Below are 20,860 nucleotides of genomic sequence, written 5' to 3'. Positions count from 1 at the left end.
TCATGCTATTTTAATAAATTAGACACCTCATTAACCAATCTCCGGATATGCCGATTCAAGTAAATACGGTATGGTCCGTAATATAAAGCTATGTCGTCTTTGTAATTACATCCCATAACGATTTCTCCCATATTGATGCCGTTTGGGACATCTCCTATGAATCTATTGAAAACAAAGTTATTTGTATCTATGCGCCTATTGCCGCTTCTTACATGGCATGCTGCATTTCGTAGTTCACGAACAAGAGCAGTTATATCATTTACGCCATTTTGAATATCAACGTCTTCAGTGAATTTGATTCTTTTCCCATTAGAATTCAGAAAATTTAAAAGGTCATTCAATCTAATCAAAATCTCAATAAACGCCGATTCGGCAAATAAAGAATCTGTCTCGACAGCTCTTGAATGGAGGAGCGTATTTATCCTGGCTATTTCAAATTGTTCTTGGTTCATATGTATCACCAGTTCATCAAACATCTAATCGCTTACTTTCGAATAAGTTTTAAATTCTGGTATTTTCTCTCTCTCAGCTAATTTATTCCAAAATCCTACAATATCCATGGAATTGGGATGGCGTTGCTCCAGTAATTGGATGATAACCATGACGCGAAGTAACAGCAATATAAGCTTCTTGGAAAAGAAATGTATTTTTTTGGGGTTCAGAATTAATTTTTTTATCTCCTAAATATGATGGGAAAATAGTTGTATATATAAAATTTCCTATATCTGTTTTTTCGATAAAAGTAATTCCAGTTGGTGTTGCAAAAGCTAGAACATCCGTAGCCCCCAGATTTCCTATTAGTCTAGCCCGTCCTTTACCTGAAATGTCAATATTGTCAAAATGAACCGCGTTAGAGAAACGATCTTCTTCTAGTACCATTGTTTTTCCTTTCCAATTTGCAAGCACGCCTTGAGGAAAATAGCACTCTATACTTTTTGCAGATATGAGTTTTTTGAAGGCAATTTTGTATTCTGAGAGCCGTTCCTGATGTTCAGGCACCTCAGCTACAGCTAATGTTGGTGATATTAAAATAAAAAATATAATTCTCAATGTAGACCTGAACATGTGGCTCTCCTTAGCCTTATTGCTTTAGTATAGCCAAAATAAATACCGTGCATTTCGGATGTATACAATAAAATCATTTAAAATCTTATGCTCAAGCTCCATACCTTTATGTTGTAGGACAGACAGCAATTCATCTGCCTCATTAGCAAGTTCGAGCATTTTAGGCCGATGCAAAGCAGCATGCTCCATCCATGAAGCAAATGGGCTTTCCAGGTATAAAGTTAAATCCGAGGGAGAATAGATGATTTGATCGGCTTCAATATACAAAGAGCTTCTCCAATTAAACTAAATTTATAATATTCAACTTATAAGCATGAAACTCCTTGACACAAATGTTTCCATCCAAGGTTTACTGTAATCTATGAGGGCACAAGTTCTTAACAAATTATAGGCAATTAATTATACCAATATCATTTTATAAGTTTTTTACTATTCAGCATTAAAGAGAAACCCCAATTCTCGGCTTAAATGCAGCGAAAAGCTCTCTGCATAAGGCACATGAATCCTCATAAATCCCTGGGCTATTAGATTCTCTTGGACCGCCTATATTCAATACTTTAATATCATGGCTAGTTGCCCATTCAAGTACTGCATGTATGTCAGGATTTGATGATAAATCGACTATAAAATAAGGTTTCTCTTGTCGTTTCGCATCTTCAATAGTGAGGATTGTTCCATCCTTTATACGTTCAGGCAAAGGCCATTTAGGAACGATAATTAGAGTACCATCTGAGTCTCGGATATTGAGTTTTGTTCTTTCATCTGGGACAGAAGTAGATGCCTCTTCCATGCTTTCATATTTTTCCAAAATGGAATCGCCATTTTCATCTAATCCTCCTTTTGGACACCAACCGCCTACTTCAAGACCTAATTCCGATGCTATTAAAAGTGCAGCTTGATCAACGCCTGTCTGACCGCCAGAAACAATTTTTTCAATCATGCAAGTGGCTCCGAGGTTTCATTCAAATATTTAAAAGGAGTAAATTTTTCAGGAAAATCATAAACGTCTATACCCGTCAGATTTTTAAGATAATTGACCAAAACATTTGCTGGCCCGGCAAAAACAATACTATAAATCGCTTTTATCGAAAAGCTAATTGCTGCGACTTGTAAAATGTTTTTTAGTGGAATAGAGGCTAACTCCATCATAATGATGGCAATAAACGAATAAAGTGCCTCAGAGATAGTAGAAGAGCCCAAACTCCTTAACCAAAAATATCTACCCTTCACAAGAACTTTCCACCGAGACAAGAGGTATGAATTGGCTAAATTAGCGATAATGTAGGCAATAAATCCACAGAGGTTGATCCTTAATAAGGATGAACCAAGAACATGAGCATATGCCTCTTGACCCTTAAAAAAGGAAGGGGAAGGAGCCCACAATATCAATTGACATACAATAACAAACAATGTTTGAGCTAGAAATCCTACAATAATCACAGCGCGTGTAATTTTAAATCCATATATTTCCGCAATAATGTCATCTAAAATAAATACAAATGGCGAAGTCAACGTCCCGCCCAATACAAAAAGTAGATCTGTACCAACATATCGATTTGTTAAAACAGCGTTACAAAGCATAATACTCATATAGAACATACAAAGTATTATCAATACTCTGTATCCCATTAAATTTTCAATGAAAGCTTGGCGCTGTATACTAATGCTCATGTTTTCACTATCCTTTTACTAACCTTAAATAATTTTGTGCTACTCGTTTAGGCTCGTGTAGTCTAGCTAATTTTAAGCCAGTGAAAACTCCAATATAAAATGCCTGTGAAACATCAAATTCAGTAATAATTTCTCTTGTTAAAGCGATATCTCTTGGGTCCATCGTTAAAACATTATTATGACTGCCATCTCTTGACTCAAAAGTTATATAGCCACTTCTATCTTGATAGAGAAGATTATATTTTCCATATCGCCACAAAGAGCTTCGGGTTAAAATATGTTTTGGGGGTATTTGGTTTGAATGTTCTTTAGGGGTTCTTAAATTCTTGCCATATTCTAATCCTATGAAACATCCTTGGATTGGATGCAACCCATAAAGCACTTGTATATCGTAGATAATTTCCGTTAGTGTATAGCTTAAAACGGCTTTTGTATTAATACATTGAATTTGTAAATATTCTGTTTCTTCATCAATATATGAATCAACAATTTTATACAAAACATAATCATTAAGATCTGAATTAACTTTTTTTATTTTCCTTAAAAAGCGATCAGACACTATTTCTTTCCATTGAAACACTTACAGCTCCTTCAATCGATCAGACTGCTATTTAATTATTTCCATTATAAAAACTTCAATACATCAGACTGCTATTTAAGCATTTTCCTATTATAAAAAAGCGTCAAGACAACTACGCCAATAACTTGATGCTCTTCTTTCGCAAAATTTAAGGGTGGTGTAGCGTTATTGATAGAGTGTAATTGCCATAAAGGCGGATCAATAAGTAACTCTCTTAAAGTAAGTTCTTGATCATGAAGAATATTAATTAAGACGATATCTCCGTCTAAAGGAGTTAATTCTGGATCAATAACAAAAATTGTACCTTGTTGAAAACGAGGATACATAGAAGGTCTACTTTCTAAAGCAAAAGCTTTAGGGCTTATATTTTCTTTGCCCCCAAGCGTAACTGGAATCCAAGACTCCCAAGTTTGTAAATTAATTTGATCATAATTGGCGGCATTTGACCAATCAAATACTGGAATAAAAAGTGGCTTAGCTTGGTAAGATAACCTATACGTGCCAGATTCATTTTGTTCGAGAAGGTTATCAATTGTTACATTAAAATAATCTGCCAGGGTTTTTAATGTAAATACTCTGGGATCCGTTGTTTCACCTGATAGTAATCGCCTAATAGTCATTACAGGGATATTTAAATCCTGAGCAACTTTGCTTTCTGTGATTTTTTTAGCCTTAAAAAGATCACGAAGATTTTCAGCAATAATACTCCGCTGTGCCTGATCAAGTTTTAGTTGCTCGTTTTCCACAATCTGCATGTCGTAACGCTTTATATATCGGCAATCACAAAATTGTATAAAAAAATCTTACTAATTTAAAGGCAAAATAATTAACAAAAATTATTAAAACATTTATGTTGACCATTATAACAATATTGTTATTATATTTATCTTTGTTGTTGTTTTCGTTTGTGTATCTTGATACTGAAACCAAACCTTACTTCAATAAAAGATTTATGGATTAAGGACATAAGGAACATAGCTATGAAAAATTACCCAAAATTACAAATATATCAAGGGATCATTCAGTATCTACTTGACTCAACCGGCTACGACCTAAAAAACATAGCCGCTTTATCAAACGCAACCATCAAGAATATTCGCTCCATTTATCATGGAAACGAACTCCCACCAAGTTTCTCCTCATCAGAAAAACATCTAGTACAGTTATACCAAATGGTTATTGAATTAAATACTAAGAAAGGGACCAACTTGAAGCATTTGGCAAAGGAAACCAAGTATGAAAACACTCAACATTCAACAAGCTGCTGAATTTCTTGGCGCACATAAAGAAACCATACGAAGAATGGCTGCAAATAAACAAATCCCTGGTGTTAAGATTGGCCGTAGCTGGATATTTCTTGAGCAAGATCTTGTGATGCACATCAGAAACAAGTACTCTAGCTGCGACGCTTCGCAGGGTGACCATAGGAGAATAAAATGGCACTCTACAAACGAGATGGAATTTGGTGGATTGATATCCGCCACCAAGGAAAAAGAGTACGCAAAACTGCTGGGACTGAAATAAAGGAAGATGCGCAACGGTTGCATGATCAACTGAAACATGAACTGTGGCAAGCAGATAAAATCAAATCTTTGCCGAATAGAACATGGATGGATGCTGTATTGAGGTGGATTGATGAATCAGCTCACAAACGCAGCCTTGTAACGGACAAATATCATTTAACATGGCTAGATCCATTTTTACGTTCAAAAAAGTTATGTGATATCGATAGAGATTTAATTGAGTTTATTGCCAAGAAAAAAGAGGCAGAAAATGTTTCACTGACAACTGTTAATCGGATTTTGGAACTTATCCGAGCCATTTTAAACCGTGCTCACAAAGAGTGGGGTTGGTTGGATAAGCCACCAATCATTCGGATGCGAAAAATTGAGAACAAACGGATTCGGTGGTTAACGAAACAAGAGGCAACTCGGCTTTTGAAAGAATTACCACCGCATTTAAAAGACATGGCTTCTTTCACATTAGCCACTGGCCTTCGTGAGTCCAATGTAACGCAGTTAAAATGGAGCGAAGTACATTTAGATAAAAAACATGCACTCATTCATGCTGATGAATCTAAATCTAAACGCCCCATTCCAGTTCCATTGAACAAACAAGCGATCTCAATTTTAAAAGCCCAGATCGGGAAAAACCAAACGTATGTTTTTACATACAATGGCAATCCCGTAACTCGTTGCAATAACCATGCTTGGCTTAAAGCATTGAAACGTGCAGGAATCGATGATTTTCGCTGGCATGATTTACGCCACACTTGGGCAAGTTGGCATGTGCAAAATGGTACACCTTTGCATGAGTTACAACAACTCGGCGGGTGGTCTAATTATGAAATGGTGTTACGTTATGCGCACCTTTCAAGTGCACATCTTAGGGCTGCGGCTGAACGTGTTTAGACACGTTTTGGTCACAGTAACTTGGTTTTTTGGCCACAAACTAGAGCTAAGTGCTTGATTTTAAATGGCGCGCTCGGAGGGACTCGAACCCCCGACACCTTGGTTCGAAGCCAAGTACTCTATCCAGCTGAGCTACGAGCGCATGCTTGATACTAGATTCTAGGGAATAGAAGCTAATGGTGGTTTTAAATCTGGACGTCTTTGTTACTAATACTAGTCTCCAGTTACTAGGTGGTGGGCCGTATAGGATTCGAACCTATGACACAGAGGTTAAAAGCCTCCTGCTCTACCAACTGAGCTAACGGCCCAACGAACTGGATTATAAGATAATAATGGTTCTAGATGCTAGTATTAAAACTAAATTCCAGAATGGTGGGCCGTATAGGATTCGAACCTATGACACAAAGGTTAAAAGCCTTCTGCTCTACCAACTGAGCTAACGGCCCCAAAGAGGCTGAAATCATACCGGATCAGGCCGAAATTTCAAGTGTTTTGTGCATAAAATTTTCAACAAACCCAGCTTTACTGTATAAATCCTCTGTAGTGGCTAAGATTTTTAATCCCTTATGAACTAATTTTTTACAAAAAGCCTCATGCTCGGTCTTAGAAATTAATACAAATAACACATCAGCACCCATCGCACCGCAACCTTTAGCAGCTAGGACTTCAGATTCTTTCTTGAGCTGTTGCAGTAACTTATAAGTATGACTCGCCACCAGATTTAACTCAGACAATGCCTGAGCATAGGCATTGACCGTTTCAACGAGAAGCTGACTATCTTTTGTGTTAAATGCGTCTTTTCCATTTTCAACAAGTCGTTGTAAATGGGTAAGGTTATCAGGTAACCCCACTTGAAGCAGGTGGTTGTGCGTTGCGAGTTTTTGCCCGGTGTGCAATAAGATAAAAGCAAGATCATCAAAAACCCAAGGGTAAGGACAAATAATTTCATCATATTTATTAAGGTATGAGCATCCCCAGGAAATTTGTGCTAACACATCATACCCACTGGGACAAAGACCCTTGCCATTCCAGGCGTAGTTAAAATACGTTTCTAATAAAGAAGAAACATGAACGGGTTCTGAATCAGTAAGGCTCGCTAAATAAGCGCCAATAAACTGAGCACTGGAAGCTCCCATTCCTCCTAAACCATGATAAGGGTCATAAAAGCTTAAACCTTTTGCTTGTTTGCAATTAGTCCAATACTTTCCGGCAGGAGACTCAGGATGTATTCCGGACAAACTGGACTCAGCAACCATGCTAATCTTAAAACAAGGAGAGGTCGTTAAAATGAGCGCGGGACCATTTGCTAAAACCGCATATTCCCCAAGTAAAAATGTTTTTGCAGGAATCGACCAAACCATTAGAGAGATGCCACGTTTCGAATTTCAGCTAATAATTGACTTGCATGGTTCAAACTAACGCGTTTGTAGAGGTGCAACCAATTCTGTAACCGCTCTTTAAGCAAGGGCATTTCTTCATCAGTCGCCCCCGCTACCATTAAAAGGTTATCAATATGAAGTTTCATATGCCCTTGAATAATACCTTCGGTACATAAGGCCTTAATTGCACCAAGGTTTTGGACCAGTCCAACCGCAGCAATTACCCGTGATAGTTGATTCGCGGTTTCAATTCCCATCATGCGAAGGCACATCTTAGCCGTTGGATGTAAGGAAGTAACACCGCCAACAGTGCCAACAATAATCGGTGCTGTTAATTCACCGGTTAACTCACCATCCTGATAACGCCATTGTGTGATGGCCTTGTAACGACCACTTCTTGAAGCGTAAGCGTGCACTCCCGCCTCAACCGCACGCCAGTCGTTTCCTGTGGCGATTAGTACGGGATCAATTCCATTCATTACACCTTTATTATGAGTGGCAGCACGATAGGGATCCATCTCAGCGAATAGCGAAGCTTCTTCTAATCGCTCACCAAGCTCAGGCTGAACGTTTCTTATAATGACTTTTGCAGTTGTAAGTTTTTGATCATTTAAATTGGATAAAATACACATGGTGACTTCTTCACCTGTGATGGCTTCTATCGGTGTTTTCAAATATTCAAGCACTTGGTTAATGATGTTGGCGCCCATTGCATCGCAACTGTTCATCTTCAAATGAATAACCGCCATAAGACCACCATCTTCTCGAGGCAGCTTGCGAAGCTCTAAATCCACCACACCCCCACCGCGTTTAACCATACTAGACGCGACATCTTCATTGGCTTTTTCAATAAAAAACGGTTTATTTTCAGCAAAAAGAAGCGCGAGTTTTTCAAAGTTTTTAACGTTTGCAATTTGAATCTGACCTAAAATGCAATCGCCTTCGATCTTGGTTTGAATTTCTCCTGATTGTCGAATCCATTTAGCGGTTTTCGATAAAGCAGCAATGATAGACGTTTCCTCCACCGCCATAGGAATGACATAATCTTTGCCATCAATGCAAAAATTTGTTGCAACCCCTAAAGGCAATTGAAAATATCCGATGACGTTTTCTATTAACTTCTCCGCTAGATTCGTATCTTTAACTCCGCCTTGACGCAAAAAAGTCAGATCACTGGTTGTTAAAGCCCCGAGATCTAAGAGTCGCTTAAAGCGTTCTTCGCGACTTAGTTTTGAAAACCCTTGGAATAATTCATTGGCATTTTTGTTTAACGACATGCCTTCTCCTTTAACTCATGCAAAATACGGCTGCCAGTACAAAACATAGCAACTTTTAAATCATATTCAATCATAGTCATTTGTTCGATAACCGCATCCGAAGAAGCTAATGCGGCAGTCAGCATCGGTTTAGCAAAACCTACCGTACTCGCCCCAAGTGCAAACAATTTAGCCGCGTCTAAGCCATGACGCACGCCCCCAGAACCCCAGACTTCAAACTGAGGTGCGATTGAGACAGCGTCCATGACGCTTTGAATGGTATCGATGCCCCAATTTTTAAAAGATACGGACGCACTTTGTCGGATAGGATCATGACTTGCACGATGGCCTTCTATTCGCCCCCAATGTGTTCCACCTAATCCACTCACATCGACCGCGCTCACACCTATCTCATTTAATCGCATGAGCGTAGGTATTGAAAACCCACAACCGGTTTCTTTCACAACAACAGGTAACATTAAACACTCTACCATTCTAGCAAGGGCATCCCAGCAACCTTTGAAATTGGGCGTCCCTTCAGGTTGAATGCATTCTTGCAGTGGATTGCAATGAATAATCAAAGCCTCTGCATTCAATGCTGAAGTAATTTGCTGGATTTGTTCCAAGGAAGATGAAACCAATTGTGCAATTCCTAAATTACTATAGAGCGTTACATTGGGGAATTCTTGCCGCAGAATACGCCATTCCTCGGCTGCCTTCTCATCCGTGAGTTCACGCCGTTGTGAACCAACGCCCATGGACCATCCTTGCTCAGCACAAGCGGCGATGAGATTACGATTGATATTCACAGCATTCCGATGCCCTGCCGTCATAGAAGAAACGATAAACGGCTTGGATAGCGTTTTACCAAAACGTTCACCACGAATATCAATTTCATGAAAATCCATATCGGGTAACGCTTCATGAACTAAGGTCATGCGGTCAAACGGATTTAATTCACTGGTTTGATTTGTTTGCATCAGGGCCAGATCAATATGATCTTGCTTGCGTTGTTCAAACTGACTGTAATCATCAGACATCGTCATATCACACCACATTTAAAATTGGTTTGAATTTTACCACATCATCCCACTAGGAACTAGAATCATTAACCCTGTTCTTTAACTAGTAGATCAAAGACATGATTTAGGTTTGCATTTAGCTCGGTAAAAAAATACATGAGGTTGTAAAATCCTAAGGCATCACTTTCTAACGTTGCAAAGCGCTCAGGAGAAGTATTGATTTCTCGCTGTAATAAACATGAAACATCGGCGGCAGGGCACATTTCTCCCTTCTTCTTGTGTTCTAATAATTCAATCAATTTTTTTATATTTTCTTCCGTGGTTTCAGCCGCTTTACGGACCAACGGAATTTCGTCATTACTTAACCGACACTTTAACCAAGGATAGGATTCAATTAAATGAATAGCATAATGAGCACTTGCACCTACATATTTCAATAAGCTATTAAATTCCTGGGTATTTAAGCGATGAAATAGCAACTGATAACGAATTGCCAAAGCTTCTTTTTTTATCATGAGAAATTCTACCGCTAGATTTTGGCTAGAAACATACGTTCGAATGTCTTTAGAATTAAACACCATCGTTAAGGAAGCACGTATTTTTTTCAAATAATCAACGAACATAGACGTGACGTTTCGCTTTAGTGGAAAAAGAAAATTTCCAACCGTTAAAGCGACGGCCGCACCTAAAGCCGTATCGATGATTCTTGTACCCAACATACTCCAGTTCCACTGGCCAATTAAGGCAAATAAAAACACGACAAAGCACGTCAAAAAAAACACAGCAATTAAATGATAAATAGGCATCATGAAGGAGGTAAAAAAAACAAAAAACAATAAAAATACCACGATAAGCTCGGTATTTGCAGGTAATGTAAAATATAATGCTGTGCCGGCGGCACCCCCTAAAATAGTCATACCTACTCGCTCAAACGAACGTTTTATGCTTTCCCCCCAAGTTTGGGTGGTTAAAGCCATGGCAGTTAACGTGATCCAATACCCACGCTCTACCTTAAAATTTAAGCTGATTAATTCCGCTATAGCGATGGCCACTGCTGCCTGTAGTCCCATCTTGGTTGTATTTCTAAGATTCATATTCGTTCCGAAGTAATTTAGTCGCGCTCTGACTAAGTAATTCGAAGCTAAGCTTAAAATTTAACAATGCAATGATTAAATCCGGTCTAACGGAGGGGGTTTTTCCTAGGCGTTCGCCCAAGTTGGGAATAAATCGGTAGGCTTTTGTTTTATGAATTAAAAAATCGGGGTTCATGTGAAGAAATGAGAAAAACTTGGCACATTGTTTACACATTAAGCAGAGTGTTAAACGGGTAGCGCGAGGAATATCCAAGTTCTTTTGCCACAAATCATAAAAAGCATCAAGCGCTAAAGAATAGGCATTAATCAGCGCAAACAGATCGGCCGTACTATAGCTTAATTGGGTTTCTTCCTCTACAAAGGCTGAACTATGAATAATGGTTTGATTTAAATCAGCCAATTTTTTTAACGTTTGTTTAATTCGAACGAATGAAACATCACAATAATCACGGATTGGTTTATCGAGTAGGAGCTGTGCGCGAAGCTCGTTCATCCCTTCACTTAACGCTTTAAAAAAAAGATTCGTATTATTCAAAAACAGTTGACGATAGTTATCCGGAAAAACAAATAAAATGACTCCTGCAGATACTCCAAGACCAACTAACAATCCATAAACATGTGGCCAAGCTGTCTCTGCGCTTTTAAACGGAAGAATTGTGGCTAAAAAACACAAAATCCATACCATAAAAGGAGCGATGCTTTTTTCCAGGCCAAATCGGCGAATGTAATTCACCATAAATCCTAGAACAGTTAAGAGCACTGCACTCCAAATTGGAGACTCTCGAACCATTAATCCCAAAATAAACACTGTGAAATAGAAAACATCGAATGCAAAAACATGAAAAGCACGATACCGCATAGTTTTGGCTACAACACCTTGCATTGCAAAACCACTTCCAATACCGGCTAACAAGTTTGTTAGCATCGGTTCATCACGTACAATCCATAAAGAAATAACAATGGCTAAAATCGTTTTAGTCGCAAGTTTTAGGTTGAAATATCCGGGGTCAATATTCCAAAAAAAACTGCGAAAAGAATTTATTGCACGCATGAACTTTGCCGAATGACCTGGTTTCGTATTATCCTAGGCTTTTCTATCTTTGATGGCAATCAATTGATGACAAAGACTCCTGCCCAGCTAACTTTTGATACTGAGAAAAAGCGCTATACCTGTATCGGAGACTGGTCTATTCATAATATGGCTGAGTTACAGGATCAAATTCGAGGCATTCATCTACCCTCCACTTCGAAAATCGAGATTCGTGGTGAATTATCTCAGTTCGATAGCGCAGGGGCTTTATTCTTATTTAACTTCATCACAACACTTAAAGAACGAGATAATTCTTTAACACTCCATCATTTTACTCAACAACAGCAGGATTTATTGTCCCTTGTAGAAGAAAAAAAAGACATTTTAAACTATACACCTCCCCCACCAGAGCAAAATGGTCTTTTACACGATATTGGTGTTGAGACGGTTCATAAAATAGATCAAGGCCAAGGATTAGTGATTCTCGTTGGTGACTTAAGTGATAAGCTTTTTAAAGCATTTCATCATGTCAGGCGGTTTCATTTCCCAAGTATTGTTTCAACCATTTATAATTCAGGTGTCACGGCTCTACCCATCATTGGTTTATTGTCCTTTTTGATTGGCGTCGTTTTGGCATATCAGATGGGCCTTCAACTTGAAACGTATGGCGCAAATATATTCATTGCTTATCTTTCAGGGATGGCCATTTTTCGTGAGTTTTCTCCTTTAATCACGGCCATTATTGTCGCTGGTCGAACAAGCTCTGCCTTTACCGCTCAAATAGGCAGCATGAAAATCAATGAAGAAATCGATGCGCTTTACACCATGGGACTATCTCCCACAGAATTATTAGTGCTCCCTAGGGTTGTGGGGCTATTAATTGTATTTCCCTTATTAATATTCTGGTCGGTATTATTTAGCACCATAGGTGCCATGATCATGTCAAAAACTATGCTTCATGTTGGCTATAGTGATTTCTTAAGCAGGCTCCAAGATTCCGTAGGGTTTAAACAATTGGAACTAGGACTTTATAAAGCGCCTGCGTTTGCCATTCTTATTGCTATCGTTGGGTGTTTTCAAGGAATGTGTGTAGAAGCCAATGCCGATAGCGTGGGTAAACAAACCACCAAAAGTGTGGTCCAAGCACTATTTTTAATCATCGTTGCGGATGCCATTTATTCTGTTATTTATAGCTGGTTGGATATCTAAACATGAGTGATCCGGTTATTGAAATTAAAGGATTAAAAAATTATTTAGGAGAACAATGGGTTCATTCCGATGTCAACTTGACCGTTAATCAAGGGGAGATACTTGCTATTATTGGAGGAAGCGGTAGCGGAAAAACAACCATCTTACGTAGTATATTAATGCTTTTAAAGCCCACAGCAGGTTCTATTAAAGTATTTGGTAAAGATGTATTAAACATCAGCGAGCAAGAAGCCAATAAAATTAGACAACGATGGGGTATGCTATTTCAGCACAGCGCTTTATTTTCATCCTTAACGGTGCTTGAAAATATTATGTTTCCCATGAAAGAGTTAACCTCACTGAATTCAAACGTTCAGAAGCAGCTAGCAATGTTAAAATTAAGTCTTGTTGGCCTTTCAAAAGAAACGGCTGGAAAATTCCCATCCGAACTCAGTGGGGGTATGCAACGCCGCGCGGCAGCTGCTAGGGCAATTGCTATGGATCCTGAGCTCTTATTTCTGGATGAGCCGACTTCGGGTCTTGACCCTCTTAGTGCTAAAAAATTTGATGAGTTGATTTTATTTTTGCGTGATGCGCTTAACCTTACTGTGGTTATTGTGAGTCATGATGTAGAATCTTTAAAACGAATCACCGATCGTGTGGCGTTTGTTGGTAAGGGAAAAATACTCAGTGTCGAACCCATTGAATCCCTTATGAAAAATGATAACCCTCTTATTGCTGATTACTTTAGTAAAATGTAATTTGACATTTGCATTGACTAAGCGAAAATGTGAGGGGTAGCAGAGCATAATAAAGTCAGACGGGAGCAAGGTGCTTGGAATCAAAAGTTAATTATACCCTGGTAGGATTGACGGTCATTTTGCTTACCGCAGGCTTAATTGCCGCTGGTTTGTGGCTTTCGATCGGCTTTGATCGAAAAACATATAATCGTTATATTGTTTACATGCACGAATCAATCGCTGGTTTATCTGAGGAATCGCCAGTAAAATACAACGGTGTTAAAGTCGGACAAGTCAGCAAAATAGAACTCAGTAAAACCGACCCTCAAAAAACTAGAATTATTATTCAAGTTGAAGCAGGAACTCCCATTACAACCACCACCTATGCCACGTTGATTACGCAAGGGATCACAGGAACAACTTATCTTGGTTTATCACCCGCCACCTCTACCTTTCTTCCTTTGCAAAGAACGCCCGGAGAGCGATACCCGGTTATACCCTCTAGGCCTTCTTTTTTTCATCAGCTGGAAAAAAATCTAAATGAGATTAGTGAAGGATTTAAACGTATTTTGACTAAAGAAAATGCTCGAAATCTCAACTCCGCCTTAAATGAACTTCCAAAAGCTTTAAATGAACTTCGAGTCGCTACAAAAAAATTTACTGAGATGTCTGCCGATATGTCTACTGCCGGAAGACAAGTGACATCGACCATGAAAGTCGGAAAAGATACCATTGATAAAATATCCCAACAAACCATACCGCCTGCAGTTATATTGCTTCGCCGGTTAGATGATATTGCTGCGAATTTAGAAAAAGTCAGTGAGCAGATGCGACAAAATCCTGCCGTAATCATTAGGGGAACGACGCCCCCACCACCCGGACCGGGAGAATGAATGTGAGACTCATCGGAACAGTCATACTAGTTTGCGTATTATCGGCTTGCGCTGTGAAAGCCCCTATAACCAATAAGTATAAGCTCTCGGAATTTAGCAGCAAAGCGGTCCAAATAAAGCATCCATCCACTTCGATACTTGTTTCAGAACCTGTTGCGATGGCTGGTTATGAGACATCACAAATGCTTTATGTGATTAAACCTTTTGAGTTAAGCCCTTTTACAAAGAATGCTTGGATAGATGCCCCAGCGGGCATGTTGTTTCCCTTAATTGTACAAAGCCTTCAGTCCAGTCGTTATTTTTATGCCGTGACCTCAATTCCTTATGCCGATCGCTCAGATTATCGTCTAGATACCCAATTAATCTCATTACAACAAAATTTTTTGTGCAAGCCTAGTGTTTTAGATCTCATAGTTAAGAATGTGGTCACGAATGTTAAAATCAATCAGGTGATTGCTTCTCGAATATTTACTCATCATATTCCTTGTCCTAGTGAATCGCCCTATGGAGGGGTATTAGCGGCTAATCAAGCCAGCAAACTTTATACGGCTGAGCTCACCGAGTTTGTCATAAATACGATTGATAGTGATCGGGGTGCTCATAGCAGAAAATAAAAAAAAAATGTACAATGAGCCGCCTTAAGCGGTGTGCAAATCAACCCGCTTTGATTGTGGCTTTTATTTAAACCTTTTATATTGCCTAGATTTTCAAGGAGATCAGAATGCGTATCCGAACTGTATTAAAAACAGGATTATTAGCTGCGAGTATTGTTTTGCTTGCTTCCTGCTCCAAAACGCCTGGAAGTGCTGGAATGGGTGGCGAAGATGATGGAGGTCTGGCTGCACAAGGTTTAGGTCAATTAAACAGTCGCTTTGCGGGCCAAGAAGAAGGTGAGTCCTATACGACTCGCGCTCCTCACAATCAAGTATACCTATTTGCTTACGACGATAGTACTTTAGCTTCTAAATATGTTCCTTCTGTCAATGCCCAAGCTGAATATTTAAAAAATCACCCAGGCGCTCGAATATTATTAGCCGGTCATACCGATGAGCGTGGCAGTCGCGAATATAACGTTGCCCTTGGTGAGCGTCGTGCAAATACCGTCGCTGATCTGATTCGAATGGCTGGCGTTAATCGTAACCAATTTAGAGTAGTCAGTTATGGGAAAGAGCGTCCAGTTCGTTATGGGCACGATGAAGCATCCAGACGCCAAAATCGACGAGTTGAACTAATCTATGAGGCAACCCAATGATAAAAAATCATCGCTTATTTCTACCACTATGTTTTGCTATACTTTTGCCCTGTAATGGACTTGCTGAAGTCCCCGTCGTGGATGAAAGTGAAAATTATGCGATGTTAGATGACCAGCAGGCCGAGTTTGAACGGCCTGCTGCACACTCTGATAGGGACTTAGCATTCAATGACATGACCCCACTTGCTGTCGATGAGCCTGAACTTGGCGCTTCTGAATTAGTAGACGAAGCACCCATTGCCAAAGCTAATGAACCCATTTCAGATGATCTTCCAATGGCTTATGACGGCTATGAAACATCAAGTGCCCCTGATAATGCCCTTCTACTTGATAGAGTCCAGCACTTACAACAAGAAGTGCAGGAGCTTCGTGGTCAGCTTGAAGTCCAGGCTCATGATTTAAAATTACTTCAGCAACAACAGCTCGCTTTTTACAAGGATTTAGATTCGCGGTTAAGCAATCATTCATCTACTACGAGCAAACCAAACTCATCGAATGCATTACAGGAAGCAACTAAACCAGATCCAATTAAAACCACACCTTTGAGCAGCTCTTCAAAATTAGCGCCCCCCAATGTGTCTAAAACCAATCCGGCGAATGAACAAATAAGCTATCTTGCTGCTTATGAACTGGTAAAAAACAAACAATACGATGAAGCATTAAATGCCATGAAAACGTTTGTTAATCAGTATCCACAAAGTGGATACAAACCCAATGCAGAGTATTGGCTAGGTGAGCTATACTTAGTAAAGAAAAATTACCCAGAAGCGATTCAACATTTTGACGCTGTTTTACAACATTATCCTTCTTCGAGCAAAGCCGCTGCTAGCCTATTGAAAAGTGGTTATGCACTCGCTGCAAGTGGAAAAAAGGAAGAAGCTCGCCAGCGATTACGTGATGTGGTTAAAAATTATCCTGATACAAATACAGCACAACTGGCAACAGCAAAATTAAACGCGTTAGGTACCTAAGCTCGTTCGATATCAGAAAATTTGGATTTTTCTGATATCGAACTTACGTTAAGTTAGATTGAATCATCAAGGAGGGCGAATTTATACGGTATAAGCATATGGCACGTTCGAACAACCAAATAAGAATTACTGAAATATTTTACTCCTTGCAAGGAGAGTCCACGACTTCTGGTTTACCAACAGTGTTTGTCAGATTAACCGGCTGCCCCCTACGTTGCCAATATTGTGATACAGCTTATGCCTTCAGTGGGGGAAATATTGTTTCCTATGATGATATTTTATCCCGCATCGCTGAATACAACTGTTTAAATATCTGCATAACGGGTGGCGAACCCCTTGCACAACCTGGCTGTTTTGATTTAATGACCTTACTTTGTGATAAAGGCTATTTCGTTTCTTTGGAAACCAGCGGCGCTCGAGATATTTCACTCGTGGATAAGCGTGTTATGGTTGTTATGGATTTAAAAACACCTGATTCTCATGAATGCGACAAGAATTTGTATACAAACCTCGCTCATTTAAAAAACACCGATCAAATCAAGTTTGTTTTATGTAGTCGAGAGGATTATCTATGGGCATTAACCATTATTGAAACCCATCAATTACAGAATAAAGCACACATTCTTTTTTCACCCAGTTGGGGACAATTAGAGCCGTCAACTTTAGCCAACTGGATTGTGAAGGATCAAATCAATGTTCGCTTTCAACTACAATTACATAAGATTTTATGGAATGATACACCAGGTCATTAGCGTCTATAGCTGATGCCATCCAATAGAAACTAACTATTTTAAATTTACGCATTTTAAGGAGTGCTCTCCCATGCAATGGTTCGCCCAAGCCCCATCCAATATCGCGTTAATTAAATATATGGGCAAAAAAGACGATAAGCGAAATATCCCCATCAACTCATCGCTTTCTTATACATTGAATAAGCTATTAAGCAGTGTTGAGCTTGAAACCAAACCCGGCCGCAAGGATGATTGGGCGCCACTAACCATACCTGGCGCAAAACCCTTTGAACTGAGTCAAACAGCACAACATCGTTTTTTAGATCATTTAGCACGTTTAAAATCCCATTTTAATTATGATGGTGCGTTTATGGTTCGCTCCAGCAATAATTTTCCCCACAGTAGTGGACTAGCGAGCTCTGCTTCAAGTTTTGCTGCATTAACGAAATGCGCAGTACTTGCTCTTAGCGAACTGACGAACAAACCCATACCCTCCATTGAAGAACAAGCTCAATTGAGTCGATTAGGATCAGGCTCTTCTTGTCGTTCTTTTTTTTCTCCTTGGGCATTATGGCGAGAAGAGACGGTCAAAGCCATCGATATGCCTTATAAGAATCTCATTCATCAAGTTATTGTAATCAGTCATGATGAAAAAAAAATCTCATCTCGTGAAGCGCACATGCGAATTCACACCAGTAAGTTATACCCTACCCGCGCTGAACAAGCAGAAAACAACCTTAAGGCGTTATTAGCCGCCTTTGAACAAAAGGATTGGAAAAGCGCTTATCAAATATGCTGGCGCGAGTTTCATGATATGCATAAACTCTTCACTACTTGTATCAATCCTTTTACTTACATGACCGAGCAATCTCACCAAGCCTTAAACTTATTACAAGAACTTTGGCAACAAATTGACGATGGCCCTATAGTGACCATGGACGCCGGCCCAAATATTCATTTATTATACCGCCCTGATCAAGAAGAACTGGCCAATCAGTTTAAGAAAAAATATTTGCTAGGAAATTATGACCTCATCTGATTTTCAAACAACCACTCATGGAAAATGGATCCTTGCTGGAGAGCATGCTGTTTTGCGAGGATTCGGGGCATTGGTTTTCCCCATTAAAGAAAAACAATTAACCTTAAGATATGAAGCATCATCAGAGAACTTAACAGCCGACTTTAAAGGCAGTGATGGAGAGGATCTTCATTTACTGTTTTGGAGCGTCTTAGAGCATGGAATGCAAATTTTAGGAAAATCGATTAATCATTTTTCTGGTCATTTTACTATACAAAACAACATACCGATTGGGGTTGGAATGGGCGCTTCTGCAGCACTAAGTGTTGCAGTAACGCGCTGGTTTGAAGCTCAGGGATTACTCGAAGAATATGCATGGCAAATCTTTGCAAAACAACTAGAAAATCTGTTTCATGGCAAAAGCAGTGGTTTGGACATTGCAGGCGTTGCTGCTCACTCAGGGTTGTATTTTCAAAATGGCCAAACTACCCCGATTATCCAACATTGGAAGCCAATATGGTGTTTATCTTCTTCAGATCAAATTGGCATTACTTCTCACTGCATTACCCAAGTAAACCATTTGTTAAAAGAAAATCCTTTACAAGCTAAGGCCATTGATGAGCAAATGAATACTGCAGTTATCGATGCAAAAGCAGCATTAAGTCAATCTTCCCCCAATGCCATTGTGCAATTGGCAAAAGCCATCAATCTTGCGAATGATTGTTTTAAAGCCTGGGGACTCATCAGTGATAATTTGGCTCAACATATGCGACTTCTGAAAGAAGCTGGTGCTCTGGCAGTAAAACCCACGGGCTCAGGAAATGGAGGTTATGTGGTCAGTTTATGGGATAAACATCCCGACAACCTTGCCATCGAGCTAATTCTGGTTTAATCCACAAAGTGATAATAATCTTCCCCATCCTTGACCATGCCTAATTCATAGCGAGCCCGCTCTTCAAGGGCCTGATCTCCTGATTTTAGCTCCATCACATCGGCTTCTAAAGCCCGATTACGTGCGGACAGCTTTTTATTTTCTTCTTTTTGGTGGGCGAGTTGTTTTTCAAGGGCTACCCATTGAACAATACTGCCATCACCCAACCATAACTTATATTGTAACCCAAGCAACACTAACAGCAAGCAGCCTATGAATAATCGCATAATAGGACTCTCAGTGAATATAGGAAACGCTCCTAGGATTTATAACCAAACTAATGATTTAAATCCCTAGGGCGGCTTTTCCTGCATAAGGTGCGTTAGCGACTTCATTAATTCGCAATAATTGATTGTATTTGGCGACCCTATCTGTGCGACAAAGTGAGCCTGTTTTAATTTGCCCACACCCCGTGGCAACAGCTAGATCAGCAATAAATACTTCTTCGGTTTCTCCCGAACGATGAGACATAACACACCGATAATTATTTTCATGGGCAAGCTTTATGGCTTGTCTTGTTTCAGTCAACGTGCCAATTTGATTGAGTTTAATTAAAATAGCATTGGCTGTTTTTTCACTAATGCCTTTTTGTAAGATACTTGCATTGGTTACAAACAAATCATCGCCAACTAATTGAATGGTTGAGCCTAATTCAGCGGTCATTGTTTTCCAACCTGTCCAATCACTTTCATCCAAGCCATCTTCAATACTGACAATTGGGTATTGCTGCACTAAATCAGCGTAATACTGAATCATTTCGTCACTGCTATATATTTTTTGCTCAGAGCTAAGCTCATATTTTCCAGCGCGATACAATTCTGAAGCCGCTACATCTAACGCAAAAAATACCTCCGAGCCTAAACGATAACCGGCCTGGTCAACAGCCATTACCAGCATATCTAAAGCCTGACGATTCGATTTTAAATTAGGCGCAAACCCACCTTCATCTCCAATAGCTGTATTTAATCCTTGCTTCTTGAGCACAGATTTTAATACATGAAAGATTTCCGTGCCCATTTGTAGGGCGCTAGGAAAATCAGAAGCACCCACTGGCATGATCATAAATTCTTGAATATCGACGTTATTATCAGCATGCGCTCCGCCATTGAGCACATTCATCATAGGCACAGGCATAGACATTGATTCATGCCGGTTTAAAGATTGAAATAGCGGAGTATTCGTCGCTTTGGCATATGCTTTTGCACAGGCTAGAGAGACCGAAAGAATAGCATTAGCGCCTAAATTGGATTTATTTTCTGTACCATCAAGCTCGCATAGGCGAGCATCAATCACTGCTTGATCCTCAACTGAATAACCTTCAAGTGCATGATTGATTGTTTCATTAATATTCTTCACAGCCTGTAAGACCCCTTTGCCTGCATAACGATTAGGATCTTTATCACGTAATTCGCACGCTTCTCGGCTTCCAGTAGAAGCACCCGATGGAACGCTCGCTCGAGCCATTAGCCCATTATCTAGAAACACATCTGCTTCTACGGTGGGATTGCCTCTTGAATCTAAAATTTCACGGCCTCTTATACTAGCAATACGCATCGCTTTTCCTTTGTTAGTCACTATTTTTGCACAGTGATAAGTTATGATTTGAAACGATAAATTATCGCAGTGCA

Annotated in this window: 26 protein-coding genes and 3 tRNA genes; 12 read left to right on the top strand and 17 right to left on the bottom strand. The window is 39.5% G+C overall.

Annotation, left to right across the window (positions count from 1 at the left end):
• Nucleotides 1-5 precede the first annotated feature (5 nt).
• From E1O41_RS04700 to E1O41_RS04670, 7 genes are all read right to left on the bottom strand, one after another.
• Complete coding sequence (locus E1O41_RS04700; protein ID WP_165481104.1) at nucleotides 6-452, bottom strand: hypothetical protein; 447 nt, start codon at nucleotides 450-452, stop codon at nucleotides 6-8.
• A gap of 82 nt (nucleotides 453-534) precedes the next feature.
• Nucleotides 535-1,065 carry a hypothetical protein gene (locus tag E1O41_RS04695; protein WP_131776160.1) on the bottom strand — a complete coding sequence of 177 codons (531 nt, stop codon included), beginning with the start codon at nucleotides 1,063-1,065 and terminating at the stop codon, nucleotides 535-537.
• Nucleotides 1,066-1,089: 24 nt separating this feature from the next.
• Entirely contained in the window at nucleotides 1,090-1,332 is a 243-nt protein-coding gene (locus tag E1O41_RS04690; protein WP_131776159.1) for a hypothetical protein, read from the bottom strand.
• A 172-nt stretch (nucleotides 1,333-1,504) separates the two neighbouring features.
• A complete protein-coding gene (locus E1O41_RS04685) occupies nucleotides 1,505-2,005 on the bottom strand; it encodes a putative molybdenum carrier protein (protein ID WP_131776158.1) in 501 nt (166 codons plus the stop codon).
• Nucleotides 2,002-2,736: a queuosine precursor transporter gene (locus tag E1O41_RS04680; protein ID WP_131776157.1), complete on the bottom strand. Its 735-nt coding sequence runs from the start codon at nucleotides 2,734-2,736 to the stop codon at nucleotides 2,002-2,004. The genes E1O41_RS04685 and E1O41_RS04680 overlap by 4 nt, the downstream gene beginning before the upstream one ends.
• Nucleotides 2,737-2,743: 7 nt before the next feature.
• Nucleotides 2,744-3,316 carry a hypothetical protein gene (locus tag E1O41_RS04675; RefSeq protein WP_131776156.1) on the bottom strand — a complete coding sequence of 191 codons (573 nt, stop codon included), beginning with the start codon at nucleotides 3,314-3,316 and terminating at the stop codon, nucleotides 2,744-2,746.
• Between the two features lie 71 nt (nucleotides 3,317-3,387).
• Nucleotides 3,388-4,071 (bottom strand): LexA family transcriptional regulator, encoded by a 684-nt coding sequence (locus tag E1O41_RS04670; RefSeq protein WP_131776155.1) that lies wholly within the window; start codon nucleotides 4,069-4,071, stop codon nucleotides 3,388-3,390.
• Between the two features lie 225 nt (nucleotides 4,072-4,296).
• Here E1O41_RS04670 and E1O41_RS04665 point away from each other — a divergent pair, with 225 nt between their 5' ends.
• The 3 genes from E1O41_RS04665 to E1O41_RS04655 are packed head-to-tail and all read left to right on the top strand — an operon-like array spanning nucleotide 4,297 to nucleotide 5,727.
• A complete protein-coding gene (locus E1O41_RS04665) occupies nucleotides 4,297-4,584 on the top strand; it encodes a hypothetical protein (protein WP_131776154.1) in 288 nt (95 codons plus the stop codon).
• The gene (locus tag E1O41_RS04660) at nucleotides 4,553-4,840 is read left to right on the top strand and encodes a helix-turn-helix domain-containing protein (RefSeq protein ID WP_131776153.1); all 288 of its coding nucleotides are present in this window, start codon (nucleotides 4,553-4,555) and stop codon (nucleotides 4,838-4,840) included. Before E1O41_RS04665 ends, E1O41_RS04660 begins: the two co-directional genes overlap by 32 nt.
• Nucleotides 4,753-5,727, top strand: coding sequence for a tyrosine-type recombinase/integrase (locus tag E1O41_RS04655; protein ID WP_131776152.1), 975 nt, complete (start codon nucleotides 4,753-4,755; stop codon nucleotides 5,725-5,727). Before E1O41_RS04660 ends, E1O41_RS04655 begins: the two co-directional genes overlap by 88 nt.
• A gap of 65 nt (nucleotides 5,728-5,792) precedes the next feature.
• Here the strand turns inward: E1O41_RS04655 and E1O41_RS04650 are convergent.
• The 8 genes from E1O41_RS04650 to E1O41_RS04615 form a co-directional block, all read right to left on the bottom strand.
• A tRNA-Arg gene (locus tag E1O41_RS04650) sits at nucleotides 5,793-5,869 on the bottom strand.
• Between the two features lie 90 nt (nucleotides 5,870-5,959).
• A tRNA-Lys gene (locus E1O41_RS04645) sits at nucleotides 5,960-6,035 on the bottom strand.
• A gap of 62 nt (nucleotides 6,036-6,097) precedes the next feature.
• A tRNA-Lys gene (locus E1O41_RS04640) sits at nucleotides 6,098-6,173 on the bottom strand.
• Nucleotides 6,174-6,197: 24 nt separating this feature from the next.
• Complete coding sequence (locus tag E1O41_RS04635; protein WP_131776151.1) at nucleotides 6,198-7,088, bottom strand: hypothetical protein; 891 nt, start codon at nucleotides 7,086-7,088, stop codon at nucleotides 6,198-6,200.
• The gene (locus E1O41_RS04630; protein WP_131776150.1) at nucleotides 7,088-8,383 is read right to left on the bottom strand and encodes a hydroxymethylglutaryl-CoA reductase, degradative; all 1,296 of its coding nucleotides are present in this window, start codon (nucleotides 8,381-8,383) and stop codon (nucleotides 7,088-7,090) included. The genes E1O41_RS04635 and E1O41_RS04630 overlap by 1 nt, the downstream gene beginning before the upstream one ends.
• Nucleotides 8,374-9,402, bottom strand: coding sequence for a type 2 isopentenyl-diphosphate Delta-isomerase (fni, locus tag E1O41_RS04625; protein ID WP_131776270.1), 1,029 nt, complete (start codon nucleotides 9,400-9,402; stop codon nucleotides 8,374-8,376). Before fni ends, E1O41_RS04630 begins: the two co-directional genes overlap by 10 nt.
• Nucleotides 9,403-9,470: 68 nt before the next feature.
• On the bottom strand, nucleotides 9,471-10,478 hold the full coding sequence (locus E1O41_RS04620) for an FUSC family protein (RefSeq protein WP_131776149.1): 1,008 nt from the start codon (nucleotides 10,476-10,478) through the stop codon (nucleotides 9,471-9,473).
• The gene (locus tag E1O41_RS04615; RefSeq protein WP_131776148.1) at nucleotides 10,468-11,529 is read right to left on the bottom strand and encodes an aromatic acid exporter family protein; all 1,062 of its coding nucleotides are present in this window, start codon (nucleotides 11,527-11,529) and stop codon (nucleotides 10,468-10,470) included. Before E1O41_RS04615 ends, E1O41_RS04620 begins: the two co-directional genes overlap by 11 nt.
• Before the next feature lie 66 nt (nucleotides 11,530-11,595).
• On the opposite strand from E1O41_RS04615, the gene E1O41_RS04610 reads away from it, so the two are divergent.
• The 9 genes from E1O41_RS04610 to E1O41_RS04570 all read left to right on the top strand — a co-directional run bounded on the left by E1O41_RS04610 (nucleotide 11,596) and on the right by E1O41_RS04570 (nucleotide 19,193).
• The gene (locus E1O41_RS04610; RefSeq protein ID WP_131776269.1) at nucleotides 11,596-12,717 is read left to right on the top strand and encodes an MlaE family ABC transporter permease; all 1,122 of its coding nucleotides are present in this window, start codon (nucleotides 11,596-11,598) and stop codon (nucleotides 12,715-12,717) included.
• Between the two features lie 2 nt (nucleotides 12,718-12,719).
• Nucleotides 12,720-13,457, top strand: coding sequence for an ABC transporter ATP-binding protein (locus E1O41_RS04605; RefSeq protein ID WP_131776147.1), 738 nt, complete (start codon nucleotides 12,720-12,722; stop codon nucleotides 13,455-13,457).
• 74 nt (nucleotides 13,458-13,531) lie between these two features.
• Entirely contained in the window at nucleotides 13,532-14,329 is a 798-nt protein-coding gene (locus E1O41_RS04600; RefSeq protein WP_131776146.1) for an MlaD family protein, read from the top strand.
• On the top strand, nucleotides 14,326-14,943 hold the full coding sequence (locus tag E1O41_RS04595; protein WP_131776145.1) for an ABC-type transport auxiliary lipoprotein family protein: 618 nt from the start codon (nucleotides 14,326-14,328) through the stop codon (nucleotides 14,941-14,943). Before E1O41_RS04600 ends, E1O41_RS04595 begins: the two co-directional genes overlap by 4 nt.
• A 107-nt stretch (nucleotides 14,944-15,050) precedes the next feature.
• Nucleotides 15,051-15,581: a peptidoglycan-associated lipoprotein Pal gene (gene pal / locus E1O41_RS04590; RefSeq protein ID WP_131776144.1), complete on the top strand. Its 531-nt coding sequence runs from the start codon at nucleotides 15,051-15,053 to the stop codon at nucleotides 15,579-15,581.
• Complete coding sequence (ybgF, locus tag E1O41_RS04585; RefSeq protein ID WP_131776143.1) at nucleotides 15,578-16,552, top strand: tol-pal system protein YbgF; 975 nt, start codon at nucleotides 15,578-15,580, stop codon at nucleotides 16,550-16,552. Before pal ends, ybgF begins: the two co-directional genes overlap by 4 nt.
• 98 nt (nucleotides 16,553-16,650) lie before the next feature.
• A complete protein-coding gene (queE, locus tag E1O41_RS04580) occupies nucleotides 16,651-17,304 on the top strand; it encodes a 7-carboxy-7-deazaguanine synthase QueE (RefSeq protein ID WP_131776142.1) in 654 nt (217 codons plus the stop codon).
• A 70-nt stretch (nucleotides 17,305-17,374) separates the two neighbouring features.
• Nucleotides 17,375-18,322, top strand: coding sequence for a diphosphomevalonate decarboxylase (mvaD, locus tag E1O41_RS04575; RefSeq protein WP_131776141.1), 948 nt, complete (start codon nucleotides 17,375-17,377; stop codon nucleotides 18,320-18,322).
• Nucleotides 18,309-19,193: a mevalonate kinase family protein gene (locus E1O41_RS04570; RefSeq protein WP_131776140.1), complete on the top strand. Its 885-nt coding sequence runs from the start codon at nucleotides 18,309-18,311 to the stop codon at nucleotides 19,191-19,193. The genes mvaD and E1O41_RS04570 overlap by 14 nt, the downstream gene beginning before the upstream one ends.
• Here the strand turns inward: E1O41_RS04570 and ftsB are convergent.
• Nucleotides 19,190-19,459 carry a cell division protein FtsB gene (gene ftsB / locus E1O41_RS04565; RefSeq protein WP_131776139.1) on the bottom strand — a complete coding sequence of 90 codons (270 nt, stop codon included), beginning with the start codon at nucleotides 19,457-19,459 and terminating at the stop codon, nucleotides 19,190-19,192. The two genes, E1O41_RS04570 and ftsB, sit on opposite strands and share 4 nt — an antisense overlap.
• Before the next feature lie 58 nt (nucleotides 19,460-19,517).
• Nucleotides 19,518-20,786 carry a phosphopyruvate hydratase gene (eno, locus tag E1O41_RS04560; RefSeq protein WP_131776138.1) on the bottom strand — a complete coding sequence of 423 codons (1,269 nt, stop codon included), beginning with the start codon at nucleotides 20,784-20,786 and terminating at the stop codon, nucleotides 19,518-19,520.
• Between the last annotated feature and the right edge of the window lie 74 nt (nucleotides 20,787-20,860).

Source organism: Legionella impletisoli (genome assembly GCF_900639875.1).
Classification (GTDB): Bacteria; Pseudomonadota; Gammaproteobacteria; order Legionellales; family Legionellaceae; genus Legionella_A; species Legionella_A impletisoli.
This window is presented reverse-complemented; position numbering and strand designations above follow the sequence as displayed.